Source organism: Planktothrix sp., from assembly GCF_046067725.1.
GTDB lineage: Bacteria > Cyanobacteriota > Cyanobacteriia > Cyanobacteriales > Microcoleaceae > Planktothrix.
Window position 1 is genome coordinate 1 of sequence record NZ_JBJUDF010000138.1, and the last position, 21,841, is coordinate 21,841.

Here is a 21,841-nt window from a genome sequence, read left to right on the forward strand (position 1 = left end):
AATAGAGTCATCTCCTATTAATAGGGGTTTTAGACCCACTGGTGGCAAGTTTGGAAGACGGACACCAGTGGGTATTGCTTTTTAAGCTTACGTCTCTTACTATACTATGACAGTAGTAGCACCGCAAGTGTTATTTGATAAGATTTTATAAGTAACGTAGTATTGAATTGAGGTAAAGCCATGACCACAATTGCCGTGCCAAGTAAACTGCCACAGTTACACGCTTATGTAGACCCAGAGCTAAAGGAAGAAGTGGAAAAGTTAGCGAAACGCAGGCGACGGACTGTTTCCAGTTTGATTGCGTACCTTTTACAGCTAGAGGTTGAAAAAGCCAAAAAAGAAGGTGAAATCCAATAGGGTTTAAAACGTCATCACAAACAACTCAACCCCCTAGCGTTTTGCCGGGGGGTTGTTTGTTAGGTCTAGGATTAGGTTTTAACTGCAATCAAGATGATAGTAAATCCTAAACTTTAAGGGTAAAATTAAACTAGCTCATAACGTATAAAAGCCGTCCTGATAAAAGGGCGGCGTTTTAATTATTTCAGTAGGGTTAAAGCTTGTCTGATAGCCTCTTTAATTTTTCCCCCAGCGTTAGACTTTAGACTTAGGGACTGTTCTAATATCTCCAGTGCTTTAGGATTTATACCTGTATTCAGGTTTAATTTTTGGGTTACACTATTACTTGTATTCAAGTTTAGCGGTTCCCTTTCCTCTATACTTGTATTCAGGTTTTGATTGCACCCATTCAACTCAGCTTTTAGGGTATTAACTTCAAGGATTGCTTCTAACTCTTCATTCCGTTTTCTTAACTCCTCAATAGTTGTATTCAAGTTTTGATTGACCTGTTTTAACGCCTCAATTTCCGTTTTCAGTTCCGTTAATTCCGTTACCGATTCCGATGGTTGAACTTCTCCCAAATGCCATTGATTAATCAAATTAACAACAGCCTCTTTGATGGGTTCTGGACATCTAACCTGGACGGTGGTGTAGTCAGCACGTTTTCCCCGTCCCCCTTTGGGCTTCACTGTCATCTCATCAGTAGCCATCAGTTATAAAGTTGTATTCAAGTTTATAGCCTCATCCTACGGTCATCCTTTGGGGATGTCAATACTTGTATTCAAGTTTAATTTAACAACCGTCAACCCCATTCCCTCGTGTCCCGTTCCGTCGTGGGTGATCATCTGTTGGGGGTGACGTGGTTAAAAGTTAAAAGTGATCGCTAAAAAAGGGTGACGGTTCAGAAGTCCTTCTGTGTAAGGGTTTTAAAAAAGGGTGACGGTTCAACTGTGGTGGTGACGGTTGGGTGACGGTTCAGGTGACGGTTCAGAACTCCCTCTATATATATCTTTCAGCCATTGGTGACGGTTCAATCCTTATTTTGAGAAAAAAACAGAGAAAAAATAAAAAAGATAAGGGGAGTAGTCAGGGAAGGAAAGGTTAGGGGGAATAGAGGGTACTTCTGTATCGCTGTACAACGGGGTTTAGGGGTGTTGGGTTCCTGGTAAAGAAATCATGGGAAAAATTAAAACCAGAATCCGAGAAACGTTGCAACAACCCGGAACCAACGGCTCACCCACCCCTAAATGCTGACCACAGTATATGGAGTAGACAATAAATATTGATGATTGAGGCTTGTTTCTACCAGGCCTTCATTATTGTGTGGGGTTGGCTGTGAAAGTCTGGCTCCGAGGTGTTGGGTTATGGGGTTAAGTCTGGGATTGTGGGGGCGGTTGTTGTCGTTGTTGTTGGGATTCAAAGTTAGAGTGCGATCGGCCGTTGTTGCCAGAGCCATGAAATAAAGTTTCAGGATTGTGGGTTTTAGTATCCCCAACTGGCTAGAAAATTGGGTGTTGTTGGTTAAGGGGATTGTATGGACAGGTGACTACTTAACAGAGCTACAAGTTTTGCCTGTAGCGGGTTACTGGTTAATTACAAGCCTTAAAGCCAAAAAGTGTAGCAAACGTGGAGTAAATTCTCCTACACTTTTCCTACACTTTTGTGGGGGCTGAAACCCTTTATTTTAGCGGGTGTGGAGGGACTCGAACCCCCGGCTGACGACTTAGAAGGTCGCTACTCTATCCATCTGAGTTACACACCCAATCTAAAATGATTTTACATGATTTCTGCTCAATTGTTAACAGCAGCGCAAAACAGTTTTGCTCAAGTCATTGACAGATGCCATGTTATTCTGAGTAAATGGCGGAAATAAAAGGTTTGATCTCAAGCCCACTGTAGCCCAAAAAGAACTGCCTAGCGCAGATCTGGAGGGAAAAGTCTAATGCTTCTAGGCTGAGACAGAAGTTCAAGACTACAATCAAAGACACAGCCGACCGCCATGACAGGAGTAGGTGCAGAAGTGTCATGTTTATATTGAAACGAACGGATGTTGAAATAACGACGGTTCAACACCCTAATAAAGACCAGCAGATTCCTGTTTTAAATTATCAGGGACAGACCTTTCGCCTGATGAAAATGTTTAGTGCCCAACAAGCAGAAGAAGCGAGAGCATTATGGCGAGATCTTACAGATAATAAGGGAAAAGCTTGTGTCCTATTAGAAGAATCAGACCGATATAGTGTCTGGGGAAAAGTCCGTTTAGATCAACTCTTAGGAGAAGCTCACGGCGGATGTGACACCAGATTGCAAATTTTAACTCAAGCCTGCTTACTCGTCTTGCAAGCGGTGTACTTTGATATTGAAGACTTGCTAGGGGCTAGACAAGCGAACTCTTTTGAAAAAGATTTAATCAAAATTTTTCAGAAGTCCAAGTTTCCCCAGGCAGAGAGTCCAGAGGCGGTGAAAACATTACTGACTCTCAATCTCCTTGATAGCCTGCATATTTCGCCTTGGCAAGAGACTCACCTCAGCACCTTGCTGCAAGAACTCTATAAGTTAGGGAAAGGCTATTTTGGCAATACCAGTTTTGCAGAGGGGATAGAAGAAATTCTTGAAAGTTTATCTGCTGAAGAGCGGGATCTGTTTGTGAGTTGGTTGAGCCAGTCTGGTTTGGGTAAACTATGGGTGATGAATTAACAAATGTTAAACTGGCTGATCTGACCTAAATATGGGACGATCTTACCAAAGACTCTTGTTGAAATGTACCGATCAAAACGACGATCTGCTTTTCAACCCAATGCTTGATTCTTTAAGTTGCTAGTTATTTTAATCCTATGAGTAGCACTTCACAACAAAAGTCCCCCTTATCGTCCTCCCTGTTTTCGGCACAGGGTATGGTGATTGCTGGGATTGTGTGGGCTGTTCTTGCCTTGTTATTCTTCCTATTGTTTAGTGTAACGGTGGAAGGAGAGGAGTTACCTCTGTGGTATTCCATCGGAACCTACCTGTTTGAATTGGGAGCATTTCTGGCAGCAGCAATTGTTTGTTATAGAAACTGGCAAAGTCCCCAGATGGTAAGCGGTCGCAATGTCTGGCTGTGTATCGGGTTGGGGGTGTTTTTCTACTTTGTCGGAGGTGTTTTATTTGGAGTCTGGGAACTCATTTGGCATTTAGACCCTGCGGTTTCCATTGCTGATGCCTTTTACGTTCTCAGTTATCTGTTTCTTGGGTCTGGAATGATTTTAGCTGTCCTCTCTAAACGAGTCGATTTAGAAATTGGACAGTGGGTTGCGTTGATCGCCGTAGCCGTTGCCGGAACTGCTTTTGGTTTGTGGGTGGCTAGTCCCTCGTTTTTTGGGTTGTTAGGTTCCCCAGAGGAACCTGTGGCGATTGAACAACAGGTTGCCGTGCCTTCAGCTTCCACCTCTGGGGTATCGGCTCCTAAAATCGAAAAATCTGACGCTAAAACCCTAATAACTGCTGAGATTGAATCCGAAGAGGAAACCTCCACGGCTCCTTTATGGGTAGAAGCACTCGATAACAAACTCGAACCTCTAGCCTTTGGGGTGAATTTGTTCTATATCATCGGGGATGTTTTCCTGTTGATTTTAGCAACGGCCCTGATTTTGGCGTTTTGGGGAGGGCGATTTTCTCAATCCTGGCGCATGATTGCCTTTGCCATCTTTTCCCTTTACATTGCGGATATGTACTTTAAATGGGCTGACTCCCGACTAGAAGGGGAATATGAAAGTGGCGGCTTGTTAGAGGTCTTCTTTGTGTTTACGGGAGTTTTATTTGCTATTGGAGCGATTTTAGAGTACGACATCTCAACCCGGTCTCGTCAAAGCCGACGGAGCAGACGCACGGCAAAAGGTTAATCAATGAACTAACAAGCGATTGTGATATCTGTTTGCAGCCCTTGAATCGGTTGTATTCCCTACTCCAAGTTTCCTATTCCCAGTAAATCGCAGTTCCCTTTCCTACTCAATGACATCCACAAAACTGTCTGAATCAGAAAAACAGGAAATTATTAGACTCTATCAAGAAGTGCCAGAGGAAACAACGATTACTTTGGCAGAACGTTATGGAGTCAGTAGCTCAACGGTGAGACGAGTTCTGCAAAGTGCTGTTCCTAAAGATGTCTATGACATTCTCACGGCTCAAAAACAGCGTCTTCACCGTGCAGGTAAACGTTCCTTAGAGGATCTGGGGGATTTGGATGGTGCCGAAACCCAACTCACCCTTGATTTGGAGACACCTGAACCTGTTGAGAGACCCCGTGAATCTACACTCATACTGCCTCGCAAGCGTAAGCGCTCATCTGCCCTTGAGTCAGAGGGTTTAGAATCGAATCCTTCTCAGGTTTTCTCGGATTCTATGCCAACTCAAACGCCTCATTATCAGCCCTCTCCTCCTGCATTGGAGGAACTCTTAGCAGAAGATTTGCTGGCTCCTAAAGGCCATGTATTTGGGGACTATGAAGATGATGAGGATGATGAGGACGATGGGGACAATCGGGATGAGGAGGACTACCTAGACGAATTTGATGAGGATGATGAGGAAGACGGAGAGCGACAGAGTTTATTTGCTCATTCTCTAGCGAGTGGGGGAACTGCATTAGTCAAAATTCTCCCACTCACGGAAACAGCTTTACCCAGAACTTGCTATCTCGTCATTGACCGGGCTTCAGAATTGATTGCTAAACCTCTGAGAGCCTTTAGTGAGTTGGGAACCATTCCAGAAGATGAAACTTTGGAAAAAACCCTTCCGGTCTTTGATAATCATCGAGTTGCTAGTCGTTTCTCTGGACGCAACCAACGGGTGTTTAAAGTTCCCGATGGCCGACTCCTGAGAAAAGTGGCTCCCTATCTACAGGCAAAAGGAATCACTCGACTCTTGATTGATGGTCAAGTTTATCGGTTTTAAAGGGATGTTGACGGTTGACCGTTGGCGGTTGGCCGTTGACAGACAACAGACAACATAGCTGTTGAATAACCTTCTATTGGGTTTTGGTGGCTTGTAATAACCCAAAACGAATCAGTCCGGTTTCGTAGCCTCGACTCATTAGGGGTAAGGCTAAGGCGGCTTGAATCGTTGTCCAGCCACTCAAGAGTAAACCGACAATGGCACGGAGATCAAAAGCAGAATCAATCACGTTATTCCAAAACGGAGCAACCGATACCGACCAGTCGGCGGTGTGCAGATTCTCAAAGCCGATTTGAGTGGCGATCGCTTCATATTCCGGTAAAGAAATCACATAAGGTAAAGCATAAACGCGATAAATTTCTGCTAAATGACGACGTTCTGTATCGGTGAGTTGTCCAGCGTTTCCGGTTAAGGGACGATGACACCAAGTCGCCATGAGTAAAGTTCCTCCCGGTTTTAACACCCGATAAGATTCCTGCAAAAATTTAATTTTATTGGGGAAATGTTCAGCACTTTCTAAAGACCACACTAAATCAAAGCTATTCGCCTCAAAAGGCATTTCTAAGGCATCGGCGACTAAAAATTGTGTTTTTTCCTGTAACCCCGCTTCTAGGGCTCGTTCTGTGGCTCTTTTCGCTTGCACTGGACTTAGGGTAATTCCTGTCACCTGAGCTTGAAATTTGTCAGCTAAATATAAGCTACTTCCGCCAATACCACAGCCTACATCCAGAATCTGAATTTTGGAGGTTGGGGCTGTGATTCCCCAGTTGAGGAGTTCTTCAATACAATCAATTTGAGCTTGACGTCGTTCTTTTTTTAAGGTTCCCTCTGGCCCATAATAGCCATGATGCAGATGTTCTCCCCAAATGTCTTCCCACAAACCGGAGGAAGAATCATAGAAATGCTGAATTTGCTGATATAACGTTGAGTTCATCGGACGATTGACAGCGATGTTAAAGTTTGACATCTCTACAGTATGATTCTAGTTATTGTAAATTGTTGGTTACTTAACCTAAATATTTCTCCTAAACACCCATGACCGTATCTCGAACGATTGGTTTAGGTTTCTTGGCGGTGATTACCGTTGGAACAATATTATTATTATTGCCCTTTTCTTTGAGTGACGGAACTTGGGGTCATCCTTTAACGGCTTTATTTACTGCTACTTCTGCCGTTTGTGTCACTGGATTATCCGTTGTTGATGTCGGTCAGTTTTATTCCTTTTGGGGCCAATTTATTATTGTATTATTGGTTCAGGTGGGCGGTTTAGGATACATGACCGTAACCACCTTTTTATTATTAATATTAGGTCGGAAGTTTCGCCTCAAAGATAAATTAGCGTTACAACAATCTTTAGATGCTTCGGGAATAGCTGGGGCTGTTCCTTTATTAAAATCGATTGTAGCAACCACCGCTATTTTTGAGTTAACGGGGATTTTTTTATTATTATTGGTATTTGTTCCCAAATTAGGCTGGAATCAAGGGTTATGGTTTGCTATTTTTCATAGTATTAATGCCTTTAATAATGCGGGGTTTGGTTTATTATCTGATAATTTCATGAGTTATGTTCATGCCCCTTTATTAAACTTTGTGATTACGTTTCTAATTATTTGGGGTGGCTTGGGCTATCAAGTGATTCAAGAACTTTATTTATGGATTCGTAATCGATTTTATAAAAACCCAATTCGTCGAGATTTTTCCGTTCACTTTCGAGTTGTGACTTCAACAACCATCTTCCTATTAATTTTAGGAACTGTTTTAATCTTTTTCACAGAATATCGCAATTCTCAAACTTTAGCATTATTGAGTTTTCCTGAACAAGTGATGGCGGCTTGGTTTCAATCGGTAACGACTCGAACGGCTGGATTTAATACTATTAATAATGGAGCCTTAACCGTTGGTGGATTATTTATAACCATTATTTTAATGTTTCTGGGCGCGAGTCCAGGGGGAACTGGAGGTGGGATAAAAACCACAACGGTTCGGATTTTATTTAATACAACCCGGTCAGCTTTACAAGGACGAGAAGAAGTAATTTGTTATAAACGTCAAATTCCCTTGCCTTTAATTTTAAAATCCATTGGTGTTTTATTTGGTTCATTTTCAGTTATTTGTATCTCAACTATTCTGATTTCTTTAAGCGAACCTAATATTGATTTTGACCCAATTTTATTTGAAGTGGTTTCAGCCTTTGCGACGGTGGGATTATCAACGGGAATTACCGCTAGTTTAACCCCCTTGAGTAAACTGATTATTATTACTACAATGTATATGGGTCGAGTAGGAGTATTATTATTAATGTCTGCTATTTTAGGTGATCCCAAACCGACAGCCATTGATTATCCAGAAGAAAACCTTTTAGTGGGATAAAACCTAAATTTCTGTTTTTTAACTATCAATAACATGAACTTTTCATCTTGGAATTTTTTACGCAATCTCCGAACCGAAAAAAAACAATTTGCAGTGATTGGATTAGGTCGTTTTGGAAGTGCGGTGTGTTCAACTTTGCATAAGAGTGGTTATGAAGTGTTAGCCGTTGACAAAGAAGAAAAACGAGTTACTTCAGCCTTAAGTGATCAAATTGCTTCCCATGCGTTGCTGCTTGATTCAACTGAAACCTCGGCTCTTCGAGAAGCGGGAATTTTAGAATTTGATACGGTCATTGTAGCGGTGGGGAGTTTTTTAGCTGAAAGTATTACCACAACTTTAAACTTAAAAGAAGGCGGTGTTGCCAATGTTATTGCCAAAGCTTCATCGGAAACCCATCGAAAATTATTAAATAAAGTTGGGGCTGATTTGGTCGTCTTTCCTGAACAGGAAATGGGACAACAATTAGCTCGACAATTAACTCGTCCTCGTTTACTCGATCAATTTGAACTCGATGCCGAACATAGCATTGTAGAAATGATTGTTCCTGATGAATTTGATGGCAAAACCATTGCTGAATTAGAAATGCGTCGCCGTTATGGATTAAACCTTTTAGCGATCAAAAATGAAGGGGATAAAATGGAAATTAATCCCCTTTCTAATCGACGACTTTACAAAGGAACTCTGATTGTTGTAGTCGGTTCTAATCAAGATATTAATCGTTTAGCAGGTTAGAAACGAAATCGATTCAATTGGTCTTAACCTGTGATTAATTCTTGGGTGGATTTTGTTGAGGAATGATTTTTCCTAGACTTAAATCGTCTAAATCAATTCCTCTCAAACCCCGTTGTTCCAGTTGGTTAAATAATCGAGTTAGCTGATACCAAACTAATCCAGCCATTAACACCGTTAAAGGAATGGAAAAAGTATAAGCAATTAACTCGGAAAAAGCAAAAACTTGTAAACAAGACGCCAAAAAAATACAAATTCCTAACGCCACTCCCACAAAGGGAAACAGAACTTGAACGCCTCGCAGGTTGGCTAAATTACGAGTTGAACGATTTTTTGACCATTCTTTTAAAAGTTGTTTTAGGGTAACAACAAATGCGGTACAGGAGGTAATTCCGATAAATAAACCCGCAAAGAGCAAAACTAAAGGTGGATCAGCAGCGTTATACATAAATTAATTGTTGACAGTAATCAATCTCCAAGCCGCATCAAGTAAACGGCTAGGCTTTAAATCAGGTTGAATTAAACTCCATAACCGTTGAACTTCTGCGGTATGGAGGCGATCATCTTCTGTTAGTGCCAAAATAATTTGACGACGTAAGAAGTCTCCCTCATCAGACAGTAAATATTTTAATCCTAATTGTGCCGTTGGTAATAAATCAAAATTTCGATCTGAACGGGCGATCGCAATCATATTTTCCAGTCGTTGCCATTGGAATTTCCCATCCTTAAATAACACTTCAATTAACCGTCGTCGCAAAGCAGGAGTTTCTCCATTTAATAAACGACGAGCGACATAAGGATAGGCAACATCCACAATTTTAAACTCAGGATTTAAACTTAAGGCAATCCCTTCTTGAGTTACCAAAGACCGAATAATTAAAGCAAATTGAGCCGGAACGCGAAAAGGATAATCATACATCAACTCCGAAAAACTATCAGTAATAGTTTTAAAATTAAAATCCTTAACGCTACTTCCCATCACATCTCCTAACACCGATTCTAAAGCAGGAATAATCGGTCTAATATCAGTCGTAGGAGATAAAAACCCTAATTTAACAAAATCAATTGCCAGTTGATCATAATCTTTATTAATCAAATGAACTACTGAATCAACAAGGGTTTCTTTGGTAATTTGTTCTAACTGATCCATCATGCCAAAATCAATAAATGCCATGCGACCATCGGGCAAAGCAAATAAATTTCCAGGGTGAGGATCGGCGTGAAAAAATCCAAATTCTAATAATTGTCTTAAGCCACTGGTGACACCAATTTGAATCAAAGCATCTTGATCTAAACCCGCCGCTTTAATCCGTTCTGTATCCGTTAATTTAAAGCCATTAATCCACTCTAAAGTTAAAACACAAGTGGTGGTATAACGCCAATAAATTGAGGGAACTTTGACATGGGGGTCATCGGCGAAATAAGTGGCGAAGCGTTCCGCATTGCGTCCTTCATTGATATAGTCAATTTCCTCAAATAACTTAATACCAAATTCGTCAACTATTAAGGTTAAATCATGACCTAAATTTAATGGCAACCAAGGAGACAGCCATCCCGCAGCCCAGCGCATTAAATACAAATCTAAGGTTAAAACGGGTAATAAATTCGGACGTTGTACCTTAACCGCGACTTCCTCTCCGGTTCGCAGTCGAGCGCGATAAACTTGACCTAAACTCGCAGCAGCAATGGGTTCAGGAGAAATTTCTCGATAAATAACATCTAAATCTTGATCTAATTCGGTTTGAATAATTGCCATCGCCCGATCATGATCAAAAGGCGGCAATTGATCTTGAAGTTTGGTTAATTCTTCTAAAAAATCTTTACGAATTAAATCGGGACGGGTGGAGAGAGCTTGACCCACTTTAATATAGGTGGGGCCTAAATCGGTCAGAACTTGGCGAAGATGAGCCGCCCGTTTGGGGGTATGTTCAACGCCATGATGTTGCCGTTGATCCCACAATAGTCCTAACAAAAATCCGGCAAAGTACCAAATCACTTTGATCGCCCGTCCGATTGCTAACCAAGGACGACGGCGATAATAACGGGCAATTCCCTCTGGATCATAGCGTCGTCTTGATGTTCCTTCCTGTGGATTCACGCTTGTAGTATTCCTCTGTAACTTTTGTATTTTGTTAACGGTTGACAATTGACGCTTAACGATGGGAGATCCCGGTTCACAGGCAAAATACCTGTTGTACATCCCCGACACCCCATCGCGTTCGATTTGTGAAATTTTTTATCGTTTCATTAACTTAGAGTATACAAAAATCGCAGCCTTAGCGATGAACCCCGGCAAATCTCTACAATGGCAGAGTTTGGGTCAATCCTTCCTGAATTGCCTCAATGACTTGATCTTGTTGGTCTGAAGACAATTCAGGAAATAAAGGCAAAGATAAGACTTCCTGACAGACCGCTTCAACAACAGGGAGTTGATGAGGTTGATATCCCAAATCTTGATAAACCGGTTGTTGATGTAAGGGAATCGGATAGTAAATCATGGAACCAATACCCTGTGCTTGTAAATAGTTTCGCAGATGATCTCTGGGTTTGAGATCGGAATTCAACGGGTTAGAGACAGATTGAACCCTGATGGTATATTGGTTCCAGACACTTTCACCCCCGACAATTTCCTGGGGTGTGATAATTTCAGGCAGAGAATAGAGGAATTGGTGATATCGTTGAGCAACCCTTTGGCGTTGTTGGTTCCAACGATCAAGATAACGCAATTTAATTTGTAAAATTCCAGCTTGTAACGCATCCAAACGGCTATTCATGCCAATGGTTTCTGAACGATAGCGACTGGATTGGCCATGCTCTTTAATCATTCTCATTTTTTGGGCGAGGGCAGAATCTTGAGTGGTGACGGCCCCTCCATCTCCACAGGCGCCTAAATTTTTAGTTGGGAAGAAACTAAAACAACCAATATGTCCAATACTGCCAACTTTTTGCCCTTGCCAGGTGGCCCCTGTTGCTTGGGCACAGTCTTCAATTACCGCTAAATGATAGGATGTGGCAATGGCCATTAACCGGGTCATGTCCACAGGTTGACCAAATAAATGTACTGGAATAATCGCTTTAGTTCGTTCGGTAATGGCGTTAGGAATTTTTTCGATATCCAGATTAAAGGTTTGAGCCTCAATATCGACAAAAACAGGAGTTGCCCCTACCGCACTGATCATTTCTGCCGTTGCAATAAAGGTAAAGGGGGTGGTAATGACTTCATCTCCTGGCCCAATATTCAACGCCCGTAATGCTAAAAATAAAGCATCGGTTCCTGAGTTACAGGCAATGGTTTCTCTGACTCCAATATATTGCCCAAATTCCTGCTCAAAGGCTTCGATGATGGAACCTCCAATATAACGACCAGAAGCCAAGATCGCTTGCACACAAGCGCTGACTTCATCCTGAATCAGCTTGTACTGTTGGCCCAGATCAAGGGGAGGGACTGTATTCACGTTTCACACCACCAAGTAAAATTTAACGTTAGTTCGCGCTCTCAGGGCATTGAGATTTGTTCCCTGAAATGAGTTTTTTGGATTTCCTTAAGATTCTACAGGACGAATTGCAAGGGAATGACTCAAAAAATTGAGTTTAAAGCCCCATCCCTTCGACAAGGCGACTGATCAGGCTTTTGATTCGGTTAATGTTAGGATTCGTTCACAGGATCACAAGATTGCAACTGATATTTAAGATGAATTAGGAATATTTGAACCAAAAGTGATCAAATCCCAGGAGTTTTAGTTTCATTTCTTAGAAAATCTTAATTATTCTCTACTGATTTCTTAATGATTCTCCATAGTTTTTAGCGATTAAGCTGGTAAAATTATTAAAGGTTGAAGTGGAATCCCAAGAGCTTACAAAAGCAATGAATTCTTCCTTTAGGAGAGTCACTGATTTGTCGTTCACTTTTGGGAAGGAGAGGGAATTTAAGACTGATTTTTTGTGTCAAAGACTGGATTTCAAATGACTATTTTACCACAAAAATAGCGTTTGTCATCATCCTTCCCTAAGAATACAGCCTTAAATATTTCTGTTTGACCAAGCCTTTCAGGTTGAGATCCGTGATCAAATTTCATTGAAAATTTCCCAAGAGTAAGGCTGTTCCTTTGAACTGTCTGAAAAATTTTAACTTGAGGGTAAGGAACAAGCATCAAGCCAGCACCGATACCCACTCATCAGTCAGAACAAACTTTTTTAATCTTGGGAAAAACTATTGTTTATTGCGTCAGTTAAATTATGTCTGAATTTCATGATTTTTTACGCCGGAAAGTTGCTTATGTTGCGATCGGTGAATTCAAACCGGGCAAATTTAAAGAAGCTCAAACATTATTTGAAAAAGCCGTAGCGACCTATACCCAAGGCTTTCAGGGCGCTTATTTACTGCAAGAACCCGGAACCGATAAAGGCATTGCGATTATCTTTTGGGAAGATATTGGCGATATGGATACTTCCGATAATCAAAGCGAAGCCTACCAAGCCATTATGAATGAAATGGCAACGTTATTTATTAAAGCACCGACAACTTCATTTTATGAAGTCAATAGTGCTATCCGTTTAGATCAACTTGCAGAAGCGTTAGCTGGTTGACATTATTATCAATTTCGAGGCTTTCTCGAATTAATTGTTTAACATCCCCCCAGTTTCAACCAGGGGGATTTTTTCCTAATAAACTTGTATCCAAGCTTTGACTTCATATTCTGTCCAGATCCCATTTTGCCAATAAGGATCGGACTCAATTAATTGACGAACGGTTGCTTCATCTTCTGCTTCATAAATCCCAAATACTTTAGTCACATCCTGAGTCGGGCCAATGGTTAATAAAACCCCTGATTCTTTTTGTTGTTTTAATCCTTCTAAATGGGCGGCGCGATAAGGTTCTCGTTTTTCCAGAACGTTCTCGCAATACGTTCCAAACATGACATATTTTGGCATAGTTGTTGATGGTTAAGGGTTGATATTAACTGATAACTGAATACGGGCGGGGAGACCCCAACCCTACCATAAATCTCTAACTTCTGAGATTAACGTTAAATTGTTGAACTAAAGCATCTCGAACTTTTTGTTGTAGAGGGTCAATATCCGTATCAGTTAAGGTGCGATCGCCCACCCGATAAACTAAACGAAATGCCAAACTTCGTTGACCTTCTGGGACATTTTTACCTCGATATTCATCAAAAACTTCCACTGATTCTAATAGATTTCCAGCCGCTTTGGTAATACAGCGTTCAAGTTCAGACACGGGGACTTCAACAGGAACAAAAAAGGCAATATCTCGATCCGACGCGGGGAAAGTTGAAAACGGTTTGAATTTCCGAACTAAATTAGAAGGACGGTTCATCGCTTCTATTAATATTGATAACTGAAATTCAAAGGCATAAACTTGATTCGGTAAATCTTGTTTTTGACACAATTGAGGATGAAGTTGTCCGAAAATTCCTAACCGTTTTCCTTGTAACCATAAAGAAGCGGTGCGTCCAGGGTGTAAGGTTTCAATGGTAGATTCCGGTTTATATTCAACGGTTAAATTTAAACGTTGAAAGACGGCTTCTAAAATGCCTTTTGCTTCAAACCAAGTCATCGGTTGTTCTTGAGCACTACGAACCCAACGCCCCAAACTGCGATCGCCTCCCATAATACCCGCTAAGGCATCTTGTTCTTGATATTGATCGCCTTCTTTCCAGAAAATTCGCCCCATTTCAAAGCCATTTAACGGCCCATTTCCATTTTGTAAATTATAAACAAAGGCATCAATTAACCCGGTTAACATTTCCGTGCGTAATGCCGAATATTCCACAAACAAAGGGTTATCTAAAACGACTTGATTTTCCCCTTCTGTTTTGACTAAGGAATAGTGCATTAATTCCGTTAATCCTTCTCCTCGGAATGCGGCTCGAATTTGTCGCATGGCGACTTGTTCTAAGGGAAGATAACCACAAACTCCTTGACTGGGTAAGGTTTCACAGAAATTATCGTAACCATAGAGACGGGCGACTTCTTCAATTAAATCAATTTCTCGTTCTAAATCTCGGTAACGATAGGGAGGAACAGTGACATTCCAAACCACAAAATCACTATTTTTATCTCTCACTAATTCACAACCTAAAGCCGTGAGAATCTTTTCCACTTCTTCCGGTAGTAAATAGGATGCTTCTGCTGTTTCTTGTCCCCGTTTAAGTTGTCCTAAAACCTGATTAATTCGATTTAATCTTAAGGTAATTTCAGGACTTTGGACTTCAATTCCACTGCTATCGATTTCTTGACCAGTAGGATGACCCGAAGCTAACTCTTTTAATAAGATAATAGCCCGCCGACAAGCTAATGGTAATTCTGCCTGATTTACCCCGCGTTCATAACGGGTAGAAGACTCGCTGCGAAGTCCTTGCGCTCTTGCAGATCGACGAATTGAAATCGGTGCAAAGATAGCAGATTCTAACAGTAAATTTTGAGTTTCTTCAAAAACTTCTGTTTCTTCTCCTCCCATCACACCCGCTAAAGCAACGGGATAATCATTCGCTGTAATTAACAGATTTTGCTCTTGTAATTTCCGGGTTTGACCATCTAAGGTTTTAATGGATTCATCGGATTTAGCAAAACGGACACCGATGGTTAAATCTTGAGAAGAGGTAACTTGTTTTAGACGATCTAAATCAAAAGCATGAAGCGGTTGTCCCCATTCCAATAAAATATAATTGGTGACATCAACGACATTATTAATCGGACGAACACCCGCCGCTTGTAAACGTCGTTGTAACCAATCAGGAGAAGGAGCAATTTTTACACCTTGAATTATTGTTCCAATATAGATCGGACAAGCTTGTTTATCAGCAATTTTAATCGATAAAGCTGGAGAGGTTTCTGATTGTTCAATTAATACCTCATTTGCTTCAGGAATTCTTAAACTAGCTCCGGTTAAAGCAGCAATTTCACGGGCAATTCCCACCATACTTAAACCATCCGCCCGGTTAGCCGTTGCGGTGACATCTAAAATTACATCATCTAACCCTAATAACGGTCTAACATCACTGCCTAAAGTTGGGTCTTCAAGGTCAAAACTGTGAATTCCTGAAGAGTCTTTTTCTAATCCTAATTCTGCTAAGGAACAAATCATCCCTTCAGAGGGAACCCCCCGCAATTTTGTTTTTTTCAGCGTTAAATTAACTTTAGGTAAATAAGTTCCAATTGTTGCTACAGCCACCACCATTCCTGCGGCTGCATTCGGAGCTCCACAAACAATATTAAGAGGTTCTGAAGCCCCAATATCCACTTGACAAACTCTTAATTTATCTGCATTGGGATGTTGTTCAGCTTGTAGAATTTTTCCCAGGACAACCCCATCAGCCCAGGAACGCCAATCTTCAATATCTTCTACTTCAAATCCCGCCACCGTGAGGGTTTCTGCCAACTCTTGGGGGGTCATCTGGATATCCACCAATTCTCGCAACCAATTTAAAGAGATACGCATCGTGATTCGTTTTCAATCTTCCTAGTCCATTGTTACAGAAGACAGCCATCAGTTATCAGTCATCATTCCTAAGACCCCCCATCTCCCCCCGCTCCCCCTACTCCTCCCGCTCCGCTTATACCCTACAATAAAGGTTTGGATGGAATTTAATTCAAACAAACCCATGAGTGTAGCAGACGATAAAACTGTAGTTCGGGACTATTTTAATAGCACAGGATTTGATCGATGGCGACGAATTTACGGTAACGGTCAAGTTAATAAAGTTCAACTGGATATTCGTCAAGGACATCAACAAACCGTTGATCATGTGATAAATTGGTTGACGGCCGATGGCAACCTACCCGGTTTAACGATTTGTGATGCAGGCTGTGGTGTTGGCAGTTTAAGTATTCCCCTAGCAGAAGCCGGAGCGGTTGTATACGGAAGTGATATTTCTGAAAAAATGGTTCAGGAAGCCTATGAACGGGCTAAAAATCGCCTCAACGTGATCCAGAAAGTATCCTTTATGGCTCAAGATTTAGAAACCCTTCAAGGTCGCTATGATACGGTGATTTGTTTGGATGTTTTGATCCATTATCCTCAAGAACAAATTGCGGAGATGATTGCTCATCTGTGTTCCTTGGCTGAGTCTCGTGTGATTTTGAGTTTTGCTCCTAAAACCTTAGCATTAAGTATTCTCAAAAAAATTGGGGAATTATTCCCTGGGCCGAGTAAAACGACTCGTGCTTATCAACATCGAGAAGCAGATATTGTTAAAATTTTTAGTGATAATGGTTTTTCGATTCAACGACAAGCCATGATTGGAACACGCTTCTATTTTTCACGATTAATTGAAGCTACACGCTCTTAAAATTGGGTCAACAGGTGGGAGATGAAAGAGTATTCATATTATCTCTACTTCTTCCCCTGTTCCGTTGGCTTCGATCAGTTTGATGCTCCAGTCGCGGAGGAAAAACGATGCAGTTCTTGAAGGTTCTCACCGCTAGTTTATTGGTTCCGGTTGGAATGGGTTGTTTATTAGCGATCGCAACGGAATTCATAAATCCTCATTCCACTGCTGATAGCCAACTCAGTATTATTTTAGGGGGATTAATTTTAGGTTTACCGTCCTTGGGAGTGGGGGGATGGGTGGCTTGGGATTGGTATCAAGAACGTCGGAAAAAAAACAAAGCTCGTTCTCGACGAATTCGGGCTATTTTTTTACATTTAATTCAATCTGAAGATGGAGAAATTACGGTTCAAAAATTAGCTCAATATACTCATTTATCAACCCTAGAAGCTAAATTTTTTTTAGATCAAAAAGTTAAAGAATTAAATGGCAGCTTTGAAAAAAAATCAAATGGTGAAATGATTTATCGCTTTCAAATTTGAAGGCTCAGTACAAGGTTAATATTCCTAATGATCAATCATCAAACAGTAATTTCATACCTGAATTAATAAGGTTTGTCTCTCCCGATCTGCTGCATAGCTCAAGCAAGCTAAAATATCTTCTTGAGTCAAATCAGGAAAATCATCAAGAATTTCCTGGTAGGTCATTCCTGATGCAAGATAAGATAAAATATCGTAAACCGTGATCCGCATTCCACGAATACAAGGTTTACCACTGCGCTTACCGGGTTCGATCGTAATTCGTTCGTGATAGTTCACAGTAAACTTTCCAAACTATTGAAATGATGGAATTTTCTACGACACTATCACAAAAACAGAAAAAATCAGAAAAATTGAGTGTACGAATATGATAATTTAAAATAAAGGCTGACAGCTTGCGAGATATATCCTGATCTTGAATAAACAAATGGGCAGTGACACAATTGTTCTTTTATCGAGCCGAGAAATTGAAAAAATGCGTCAAGCCGGACGTTTGGCGGCACAACTGTTAAACCATCTCGAACCGATGATTAAACCGGGGGTGAGTACCCTAGAACTTAACGATGAAGCAGAGCGTTGGACACAGGAACATGGTGCTCGCAGTGCGCCTTTAGGCTATCATGGATTCCCAAAATCCATTTGTACCAGTGTTAATGAAGTCATCTGTCATGGGATTCCAAACGCTAAACAGATCCTTCAAGACGGCGATATTATCAATGTCGATGTCACCCCCATCCTAGATGGCTATTATGGTGACGTTTCTCGGACTTTTTTTGTCGGGACACCTTCTCCGATCGCTCAAAAATTAGTTGAAGTGACCGAAGAATGTCTAAGACGAGGAATTGAAGCGGTCAAACCCAATGGACGTATTGGGGATATTGGGGCTGCGATTCAAGAATACGCCGAAGCTGAAGGATTTTCAGTGGTGCGCGATTTTGTCGGTCATGGAATTAATACGGTCTTTCACACCGCCCCTCAAATTCCTCACTATGGAGAACGAGGAAAAGGAAAGCGGCTCCGTCCAGGGATGGTATTTACTATTGAACCGATGATTAATGAAGGAACCTGGGAAGCCCAAGTGTTAGAGGATGGTTGGACAGCGATTACCCGTGATCACAAACTCTCCGCCCAATTTGAACATACCGTTGCGGTGACAGACACCGGGGTCGAAATTCTGACCTTAGCAGATTAAGGGGTTTTGTTGAACTCAAGGCAAAATTCTATAGCATTTATTGTAGGGGTTTGGAAACTAACGTCTCTTGCTACTAAGCTTGGGAGGAACGCAACCCCTACAGTTATTAATTGCTAAAATTCAGCCAACTCATTCACCGCTTACTGTTAAGCTGTTCCCTGTTCCCAGTTAAGCTGTTCTCTGCCATGTTTGTTACCTTCACTCGACTTTTATTTCTCTTGCTGGTAGGAGCCATTGCGTTTAAAGTCTGGCAAATTTTGGGAAGTAAGGATAATAGCTTAATTGCTCGATTATTATTTATCCTGGTTTTAGTTTTAATTGTTTCTGCTTTAATTTCACCCGATAGCCAAGTTGGGTTAGTGGTATTGGGAATATTATCAATTTTTTTTCGCCCTTTGGGATTATCCATTTTACTGTTATTAATTGCTTCTATTTTTATTAAAAATGGGAAAATTGACAAACCAGGGCCGACTTTAATTTTAATTGCGTTATTAATTTTAATTTTAGCGAGTACCCCCGTTTTTGCGAACTGGCTGGCTCAACAAGTGGAAAAAGTCGCTTTAAAAACGGTACAAACGGATTTATGTTGTGGAGAACGAGCCGGAGCTATTGTATTATTAGGACGAGGAACGACAGAACCGAAATTACCTTATCGGAAACAAATTCAATTAACCGATACGGGCGATCGCATTCCCTACGCAGCCCAACTGTTTCGACAAGATCGAGGGCCGTTTATTATTGTGAGTGCTGGCCCCCGTCAGGAGTTAATTAATCCGATTATTGAAGCTAATGATGTTAAACAACTGTTAATTTATATGGGAATTCCCCCAGAACGAATTCTGCTGGAATCTCATGGGGGAACAATCTATGATAATGCGGTAGAAATTTATCAACTGATGCAGAAACATCGTTTAGGTCGAACGATTATTCTGGTAACTTCTGCCTTAGAAATGCGTCGAGCGAGTTTAACCTTTTCCAGAGTTGGCTTTAAAGTGATTCCCGCCCCGACTAATTTTTATACTTTTATTCATCAGAAAAAATATGTTCGTCATATTACAGGAGTCGATTTCGCGCCGAGTGCAGAAGCTTTATTACTAACGACTCGTGTTTTAGATGAATATTTCTTAACGTTTTATTATTTTATTCGAGGTTGGTTAGCACCGACGATTTAAAATTGGGTATTTTGCCAGCGATAAACGGCAGAATTAGGCTGTGAGGTAGGACTGGAAGAGGAATCTAACCCAGCCGAATTACCCACCATTCCCACTAACACAAACAAGAGTAAAAATAAAAATCCCAGAGTTTCCCAATCGGAATTTTTTTCAGATTTAGGTTTTTTTTCATCTTTAGCAGGTTTAACATCCAGTTGGATTTCGATTTTTTTGCCTTGCATGGGGCCAGAAAGTTGAATGCTTTGGCAGGTAATTTGATCCGTGAAGTTGTCTTTGTTAGACATGATGTTTTCCTAAATTGTGAGTTTTATAGCGATTTGCTAATCAACTACAATTCAGTTAATTCTGATTCAGGATAAAAATCCTGATTGCACCCCCTTTAAAGCAGAGGATTAACTTCAGGTTGGTTTTAATGAATTAGGGGAGGGTTTTTTCAGAATTTCTGTTGACCTGAAATCCCGGTTAAAACCCTCCCCAGTTTAAATTGCAGCAGAACCTAAGTTTCTACTCATTCTCCTTTAATCACGGAATTTAGAAAGGAAATTCCGAAGTTCTTCTCCCGCCACATCTCGTCCTCCTAAACCAAAAGCAATGGCGACTGCAACCGCAATTGCACCTAATAACAAACCAAAGGCTAAATTAACAATATCACTGGCAATTCCCATCTGTTGTAAAGCCATTGCACCCACAAAGATAATAATTGCAATTCGAGCACTTTGTGCTAAAAGACTCGATTGACGAGTTCCCGAACTGACAATTAAATCATGAGCTAAATTCGCAAAATATAATCCAATGGCAAAGACAATCATGCCAATCAAAACTTTACCCGCAATCACAATAATTTGATTGAGAATTAAAGTTAACGCCGCTAACCCTAAAATATCCGTTGCGGTAACAGCCGCAAACAACATAATTCCAACTAACACAATCATTCCGACTAATTCGGAAGGGGTGCGTTGGGGTAGGCGAGTTGGAGTTGTGGGGACTGTATCGGTTGAGGCGGTGGCTTCTGTCTCAGTGGGTTCCTCAACCGTAGGGGGGTGGGGAGCATGAATTCCTAACCAGCGAAAGATATTATTAAACCCAACGCCAGCCAGAATATTCGTGACTAAATCTCCCACAAAACGCCCAATCAAATAAGCAACAATTAAGACTAAAATTGCTAAAAAGATTTGGGGTAAGGCATTAAAAATCTGTGTCAGCATTAAAATTGCTGGTTCAGAAATTGCCTTAATTTGGAGAGTTTGTAAAGCAGAAATCGCTGTAGGAATCAGAATTAAAATATAAACAATCAATCCAATAATGGATGATATTCTTTGATTCCCCGTCAGTTGATTAAAACCAAACCGACTTCCGAATTGATCAATCCCAACCGCCGCTAAAAGATTGGTGACAATGCGACTCACGACTTGAGCCACTAACCAACCTGCACCCGCAATCACTAACGCTGCAATAATATTCGGCAGAATTGAAAGGATTTGATAGAGCATATCTTGAACAGGCTCTAATAATCCTTGTAGCTGAAGCGTACTGAGAATGGCGGGTAAAAATAACAGAATGATGAACCAATACAAGGCATTTCCTAAAGTTTCACTCAAGGAAAATTGATCAACCGTGGCATCATTCACTTGTTGATTCAAGCGTTCATCTAAGCGAAATGCTCGGAACACTCGAATTAATAAAGTTCGGGCAATGGTGGCTGAAATCCAAGCTAAGGCAATTAAAATTGCCGCCCCTAAAATCCGGGGTAAATAGTTGGTAACTTGATTGAGTAAACCGGTGAGCGGAACTGATGCTGCATTAAACTGAAGTTTATCGAAAAATGCAACAATCGCAAAGATAAAAATAATCCAGAATATAGCCGTTCCAATCCAATCTTCCACCGGAAGTTTATCATCTGCGGTGGTTGTACCCGTAACCCAAGCGGCAATTCGGTTATCTATATCTGTTTTTTTCAGTAGGCTTTTTGTCAAAGATTGAGCAAATAAGGCAATCAGATAGCCGACTAATAAAATCCCACAAGCTAAAACAATATCGACTACAGAGGTTTGACCGAGCTTGAGGTTATTGAAATCTAAGGGAACTGCTAGGGGGTTATCCTGAGCGAAATAAGGATGGAATTGGGAAGTGAATTGGCTTCCCAATAAAGTGATCGGGTAATATGTTCCATTCATAATGGTTCTATGACTTAATTGATGTTTTGATACTCTTGCTTTCCTGTTTTAACGAGAGTGCATCTTAAAGTCTGGTTAAAATAACGGAAAACAACGTTAAAAGTTACCGTTG

General features: G+C 40.9%; 21 protein-coding genes and 1 tRNA gene. 11 read left to right on the plus strand and 11 right to left on the minus strand.

What is annotated here, in order from left to right; genetic code table 11:
- Positions 1–180: 180 nt before the first annotated feature.
- Positions 181–357: a ribbon-helix-helix domain-containing protein gene (locus ACKPEB_RS07585; RefSeq protein WP_408964263.1), complete on the plus strand. Its 177-nt coding sequence runs from the start codon at positions 181–183 to the stop codon at positions 355–357.
- A gap of 179 nt (positions 358–536) precedes the next feature.
- Here the strand turns inward: ACKPEB_RS07585 and ACKPEB_RS07590 are convergent, their stop codons facing one another.
- Positions 537–1,046, minus strand: a complete 510-nt coding sequence (locus tag ACKPEB_RS07590; RefSeq protein WP_408964264.1) for a hypothetical protein — start codon at positions 1,044–1,046, stop codon at positions 537–539.
- A gap of 978 nt (positions 1,047–2,024) precedes the next feature.
- Positions 2,025–2,098: transfer RNA gene (locus ACKPEB_RS07595), tRNA-Arg, on the minus strand.
- Positions 2,099–2,361: 263 nt separating this feature from the next.
- On the opposite strand from ACKPEB_RS07595, the gene ACKPEB_RS07600 reads away from it, so the two are divergent.
- The 3 genes from ACKPEB_RS07600 to ACKPEB_RS07610 all read left to right on the plus strand — a co-directional run bounded on the left by ACKPEB_RS07600 (position 2,362) and on the right by ACKPEB_RS07610 (position 5,262).
- Positions 2,362–3,033, plus strand: a complete 672-nt coding sequence (locus tag ACKPEB_RS07600) for an Npun_F0813 family protein (protein WP_408964265.1) — start codon at positions 2,362–2,364, stop codon at positions 3,031–3,033.
- A gap of 137 nt (positions 3,034–3,170) precedes the next feature.
- Entirely contained in the window at positions 3,171–4,214 is a 1,044-nt protein-coding gene (locus ACKPEB_RS07605) for a hypothetical protein (RefSeq protein WP_408964266.1), read from the plus strand.
- A gap of 109 nt (positions 4,215–4,323) precedes the next feature.
- The gene (locus tag ACKPEB_RS07610; RefSeq protein WP_408964267.1) at positions 4,324–5,262 is read left to right on the plus strand and encodes a transcriptional regulator; all 939 of its coding nucleotides are present in this window, start codon (positions 4,324–4,326) and stop codon (positions 5,260–5,262) included.
- Positions 5,263–5,335: 73 nt separating this feature from the next.
- Here ACKPEB_RS07610 and ACKPEB_RS07615 read toward each other — a convergent pair whose 3' ends face one another.
- The gene (locus ACKPEB_RS07615) at positions 5,336–6,196 is read right to left on the minus strand and encodes a methyltransferase domain-containing protein (RefSeq protein WP_408964306.1); all 861 of its coding nucleotides are present in this window, start codon (positions 6,194–6,196) and stop codon (positions 5,336–5,338) included.
- Between the two features lie 101 nt (positions 6,197–6,297).
- Here ACKPEB_RS07615 and ACKPEB_RS07620 point away from each other — a divergent pair, with 101 nt between their 5' ends.
- Positions 6,298–7,632, plus strand: a complete 1,335-nt coding sequence (locus ACKPEB_RS07620) for a TrkH family potassium uptake protein (RefSeq protein WP_408964268.1) — start codon at positions 6,298–6,300, stop codon at positions 7,630–7,632.
- Between the two features lie 33 nt (positions 7,633–7,665).
- Positions 7,666–8,364, plus strand: coding sequence for a potassium channel family protein (locus tag ACKPEB_RS07625; RefSeq protein WP_408964269.1), 699 nt, complete (start codon positions 7,666–7,668; stop codon positions 8,362–8,364).
- A gap of 34 nt (positions 8,365–8,398) precedes the next feature.
- Here ACKPEB_RS07625 and ACKPEB_RS07630 read toward each other — a convergent pair whose 3' ends face one another.
- The 3 genes from ACKPEB_RS07630 to ACKPEB_RS07640 all read right to left on the minus strand — a co-directional run bounded on the left by ACKPEB_RS07630 (position 8,399) and on the right by ACKPEB_RS07640 (position 11,816).
- Positions 8,399–8,809 carry a hypothetical protein gene (locus tag ACKPEB_RS07630; RefSeq protein ID WP_408964270.1) on the minus strand — a complete coding sequence of 137 codons (411 nt, stop codon included), beginning with the start codon at positions 8,807–8,809 and terminating at the stop codon, positions 8,399–8,401.
- 3 nt (positions 8,810–8,812) lie between these two features.
- Positions 8,813–10,561 (minus strand): ABC1 kinase family protein, encoded by a 1,749-nt coding sequence (locus tag ACKPEB_RS07635; RefSeq protein ID WP_408964271.1) that lies wholly within the window; start codon positions 10,559–10,561, stop codon positions 8,813–8,815.
- A 100-nt stretch (positions 10,562–10,661) separates the two neighbouring features.
- A complete protein-coding gene (locus tag ACKPEB_RS07640) occupies positions 10,662–11,816 on the minus strand; it encodes a DegT/DnrJ/EryC1/StrS family aminotransferase (RefSeq protein WP_408964272.1) in 1,155 nt (384 codons plus the stop codon).
- A 781-nt stretch (positions 11,817–12,597) separates the two neighbouring features.
- Here ACKPEB_RS07640 and ACKPEB_RS07645 point away from each other — a divergent pair.
- Positions 12,598–12,948, plus strand: coding sequence for an antibiotic biosynthesis monooxygenase (locus ACKPEB_RS07645; RefSeq protein ID WP_408964273.1), 351 nt, complete (start codon positions 12,598–12,600; stop codon positions 12,946–12,948).
- 75 nt (positions 12,949–13,023) lie between these two features.
- On the opposite strand, the gene ACKPEB_RS07650 is transcribed toward ACKPEB_RS07645, so the two are convergent.
- Complete coding sequence (locus ACKPEB_RS07650) at positions 13,024–13,293, minus strand: YciI family protein (protein ID WP_408964274.1); 270 nt, start codon at positions 13,291–13,293, stop codon at positions 13,024–13,026.
- 76 nt (positions 13,294–13,369) lie between these two features.
- The gene (gene pheT, locus ACKPEB_RS07655) at positions 13,370–15,823 is read right to left on the minus strand and encodes a phenylalanine--tRNA ligase subunit beta (RefSeq protein WP_408964275.1); all 2,454 of its coding nucleotides are present in this window, start codon (positions 15,821–15,823) and stop codon (positions 13,370–13,372) included.
- A gap of 163 nt (positions 15,824–15,986) precedes the next feature.
- Between pheT and bchM the strand changes: the two genes are divergently transcribed.
- Together bchM and ACKPEB_RS07665 are read left to right on the plus strand one after the other, a co-directional pair.
- Positions 15,987–16,673, plus strand: coding sequence for a magnesium protoporphyrin IX methyltransferase (bchM, locus tag ACKPEB_RS07660; RefSeq protein ID WP_408964276.1), 687 nt, complete (start codon positions 15,987–15,989; stop codon positions 16,671–16,673).
- 107 nt (positions 16,674–16,780) lie between these two features.
- On the plus strand, positions 16,781–17,194 hold the full coding sequence (locus tag ACKPEB_RS07665) for a hypothetical protein (RefSeq protein ID WP_408964278.1): 414 nt from the start codon (positions 16,781–16,783) through the stop codon (positions 17,192–17,194).
- 51 nt (positions 17,195–17,245) lie between these two features.
- Here ACKPEB_RS07665 and ACKPEB_RS07670 read toward each other — a convergent pair whose 3' ends face one another.
- Entirely contained in the window at positions 17,246–17,470 is a 225-nt protein-coding gene (locus ACKPEB_RS07670) for a DUF433 domain-containing protein (RefSeq protein ID WP_408964279.1), read from the minus strand.
- Positions 17,471–17,618: 148 nt separating this feature from the next.
- Between ACKPEB_RS07670 and map the strand changes: the two genes are divergently transcribed.
- Together map and ACKPEB_RS07680 are read left to right on the plus strand one after the other, a co-directional pair.
- Positions 17,619–18,383, plus strand: coding sequence for a type I methionyl aminopeptidase (gene map, locus ACKPEB_RS07675; protein WP_408964280.1), 765 nt, complete (start codon positions 17,619–17,621; stop codon positions 18,381–18,383).
- 185 nt (positions 18,384–18,568) lie between these two features.
- Positions 18,569–19,555 carry a YdcF family protein gene (locus ACKPEB_RS07680; protein ID WP_408964281.1) on the plus strand — a complete coding sequence of 329 codons (987 nt, stop codon included), beginning with the start codon at positions 18,569–18,571 and terminating at the stop codon, positions 19,553–19,555.
- On the opposite strand, the gene ACKPEB_RS07685 is transcribed toward ACKPEB_RS07680, so the two are convergent.
- Positions 19,552–19,839 (minus strand): hypothetical protein, encoded by a 288-nt coding sequence (locus ACKPEB_RS07685; RefSeq protein WP_408964282.1) that lies wholly within the window; start codon positions 19,837–19,839, stop codon positions 19,552–19,554. The genes ACKPEB_RS07680 and ACKPEB_RS07685 overlap by 4 nt on opposite strands.
- Before the next feature lie 234 nt (positions 19,840–20,073).
- Positions 20,074–21,729, minus strand: coding sequence for a mechanosensitive ion channel (locus tag ACKPEB_RS07690; RefSeq protein WP_408964283.1), 1,656 nt, complete (start codon positions 21,727–21,729; stop codon positions 20,074–20,076).
- Between the last annotated feature and the right edge of the window lie 112 nt (positions 21,730–21,841).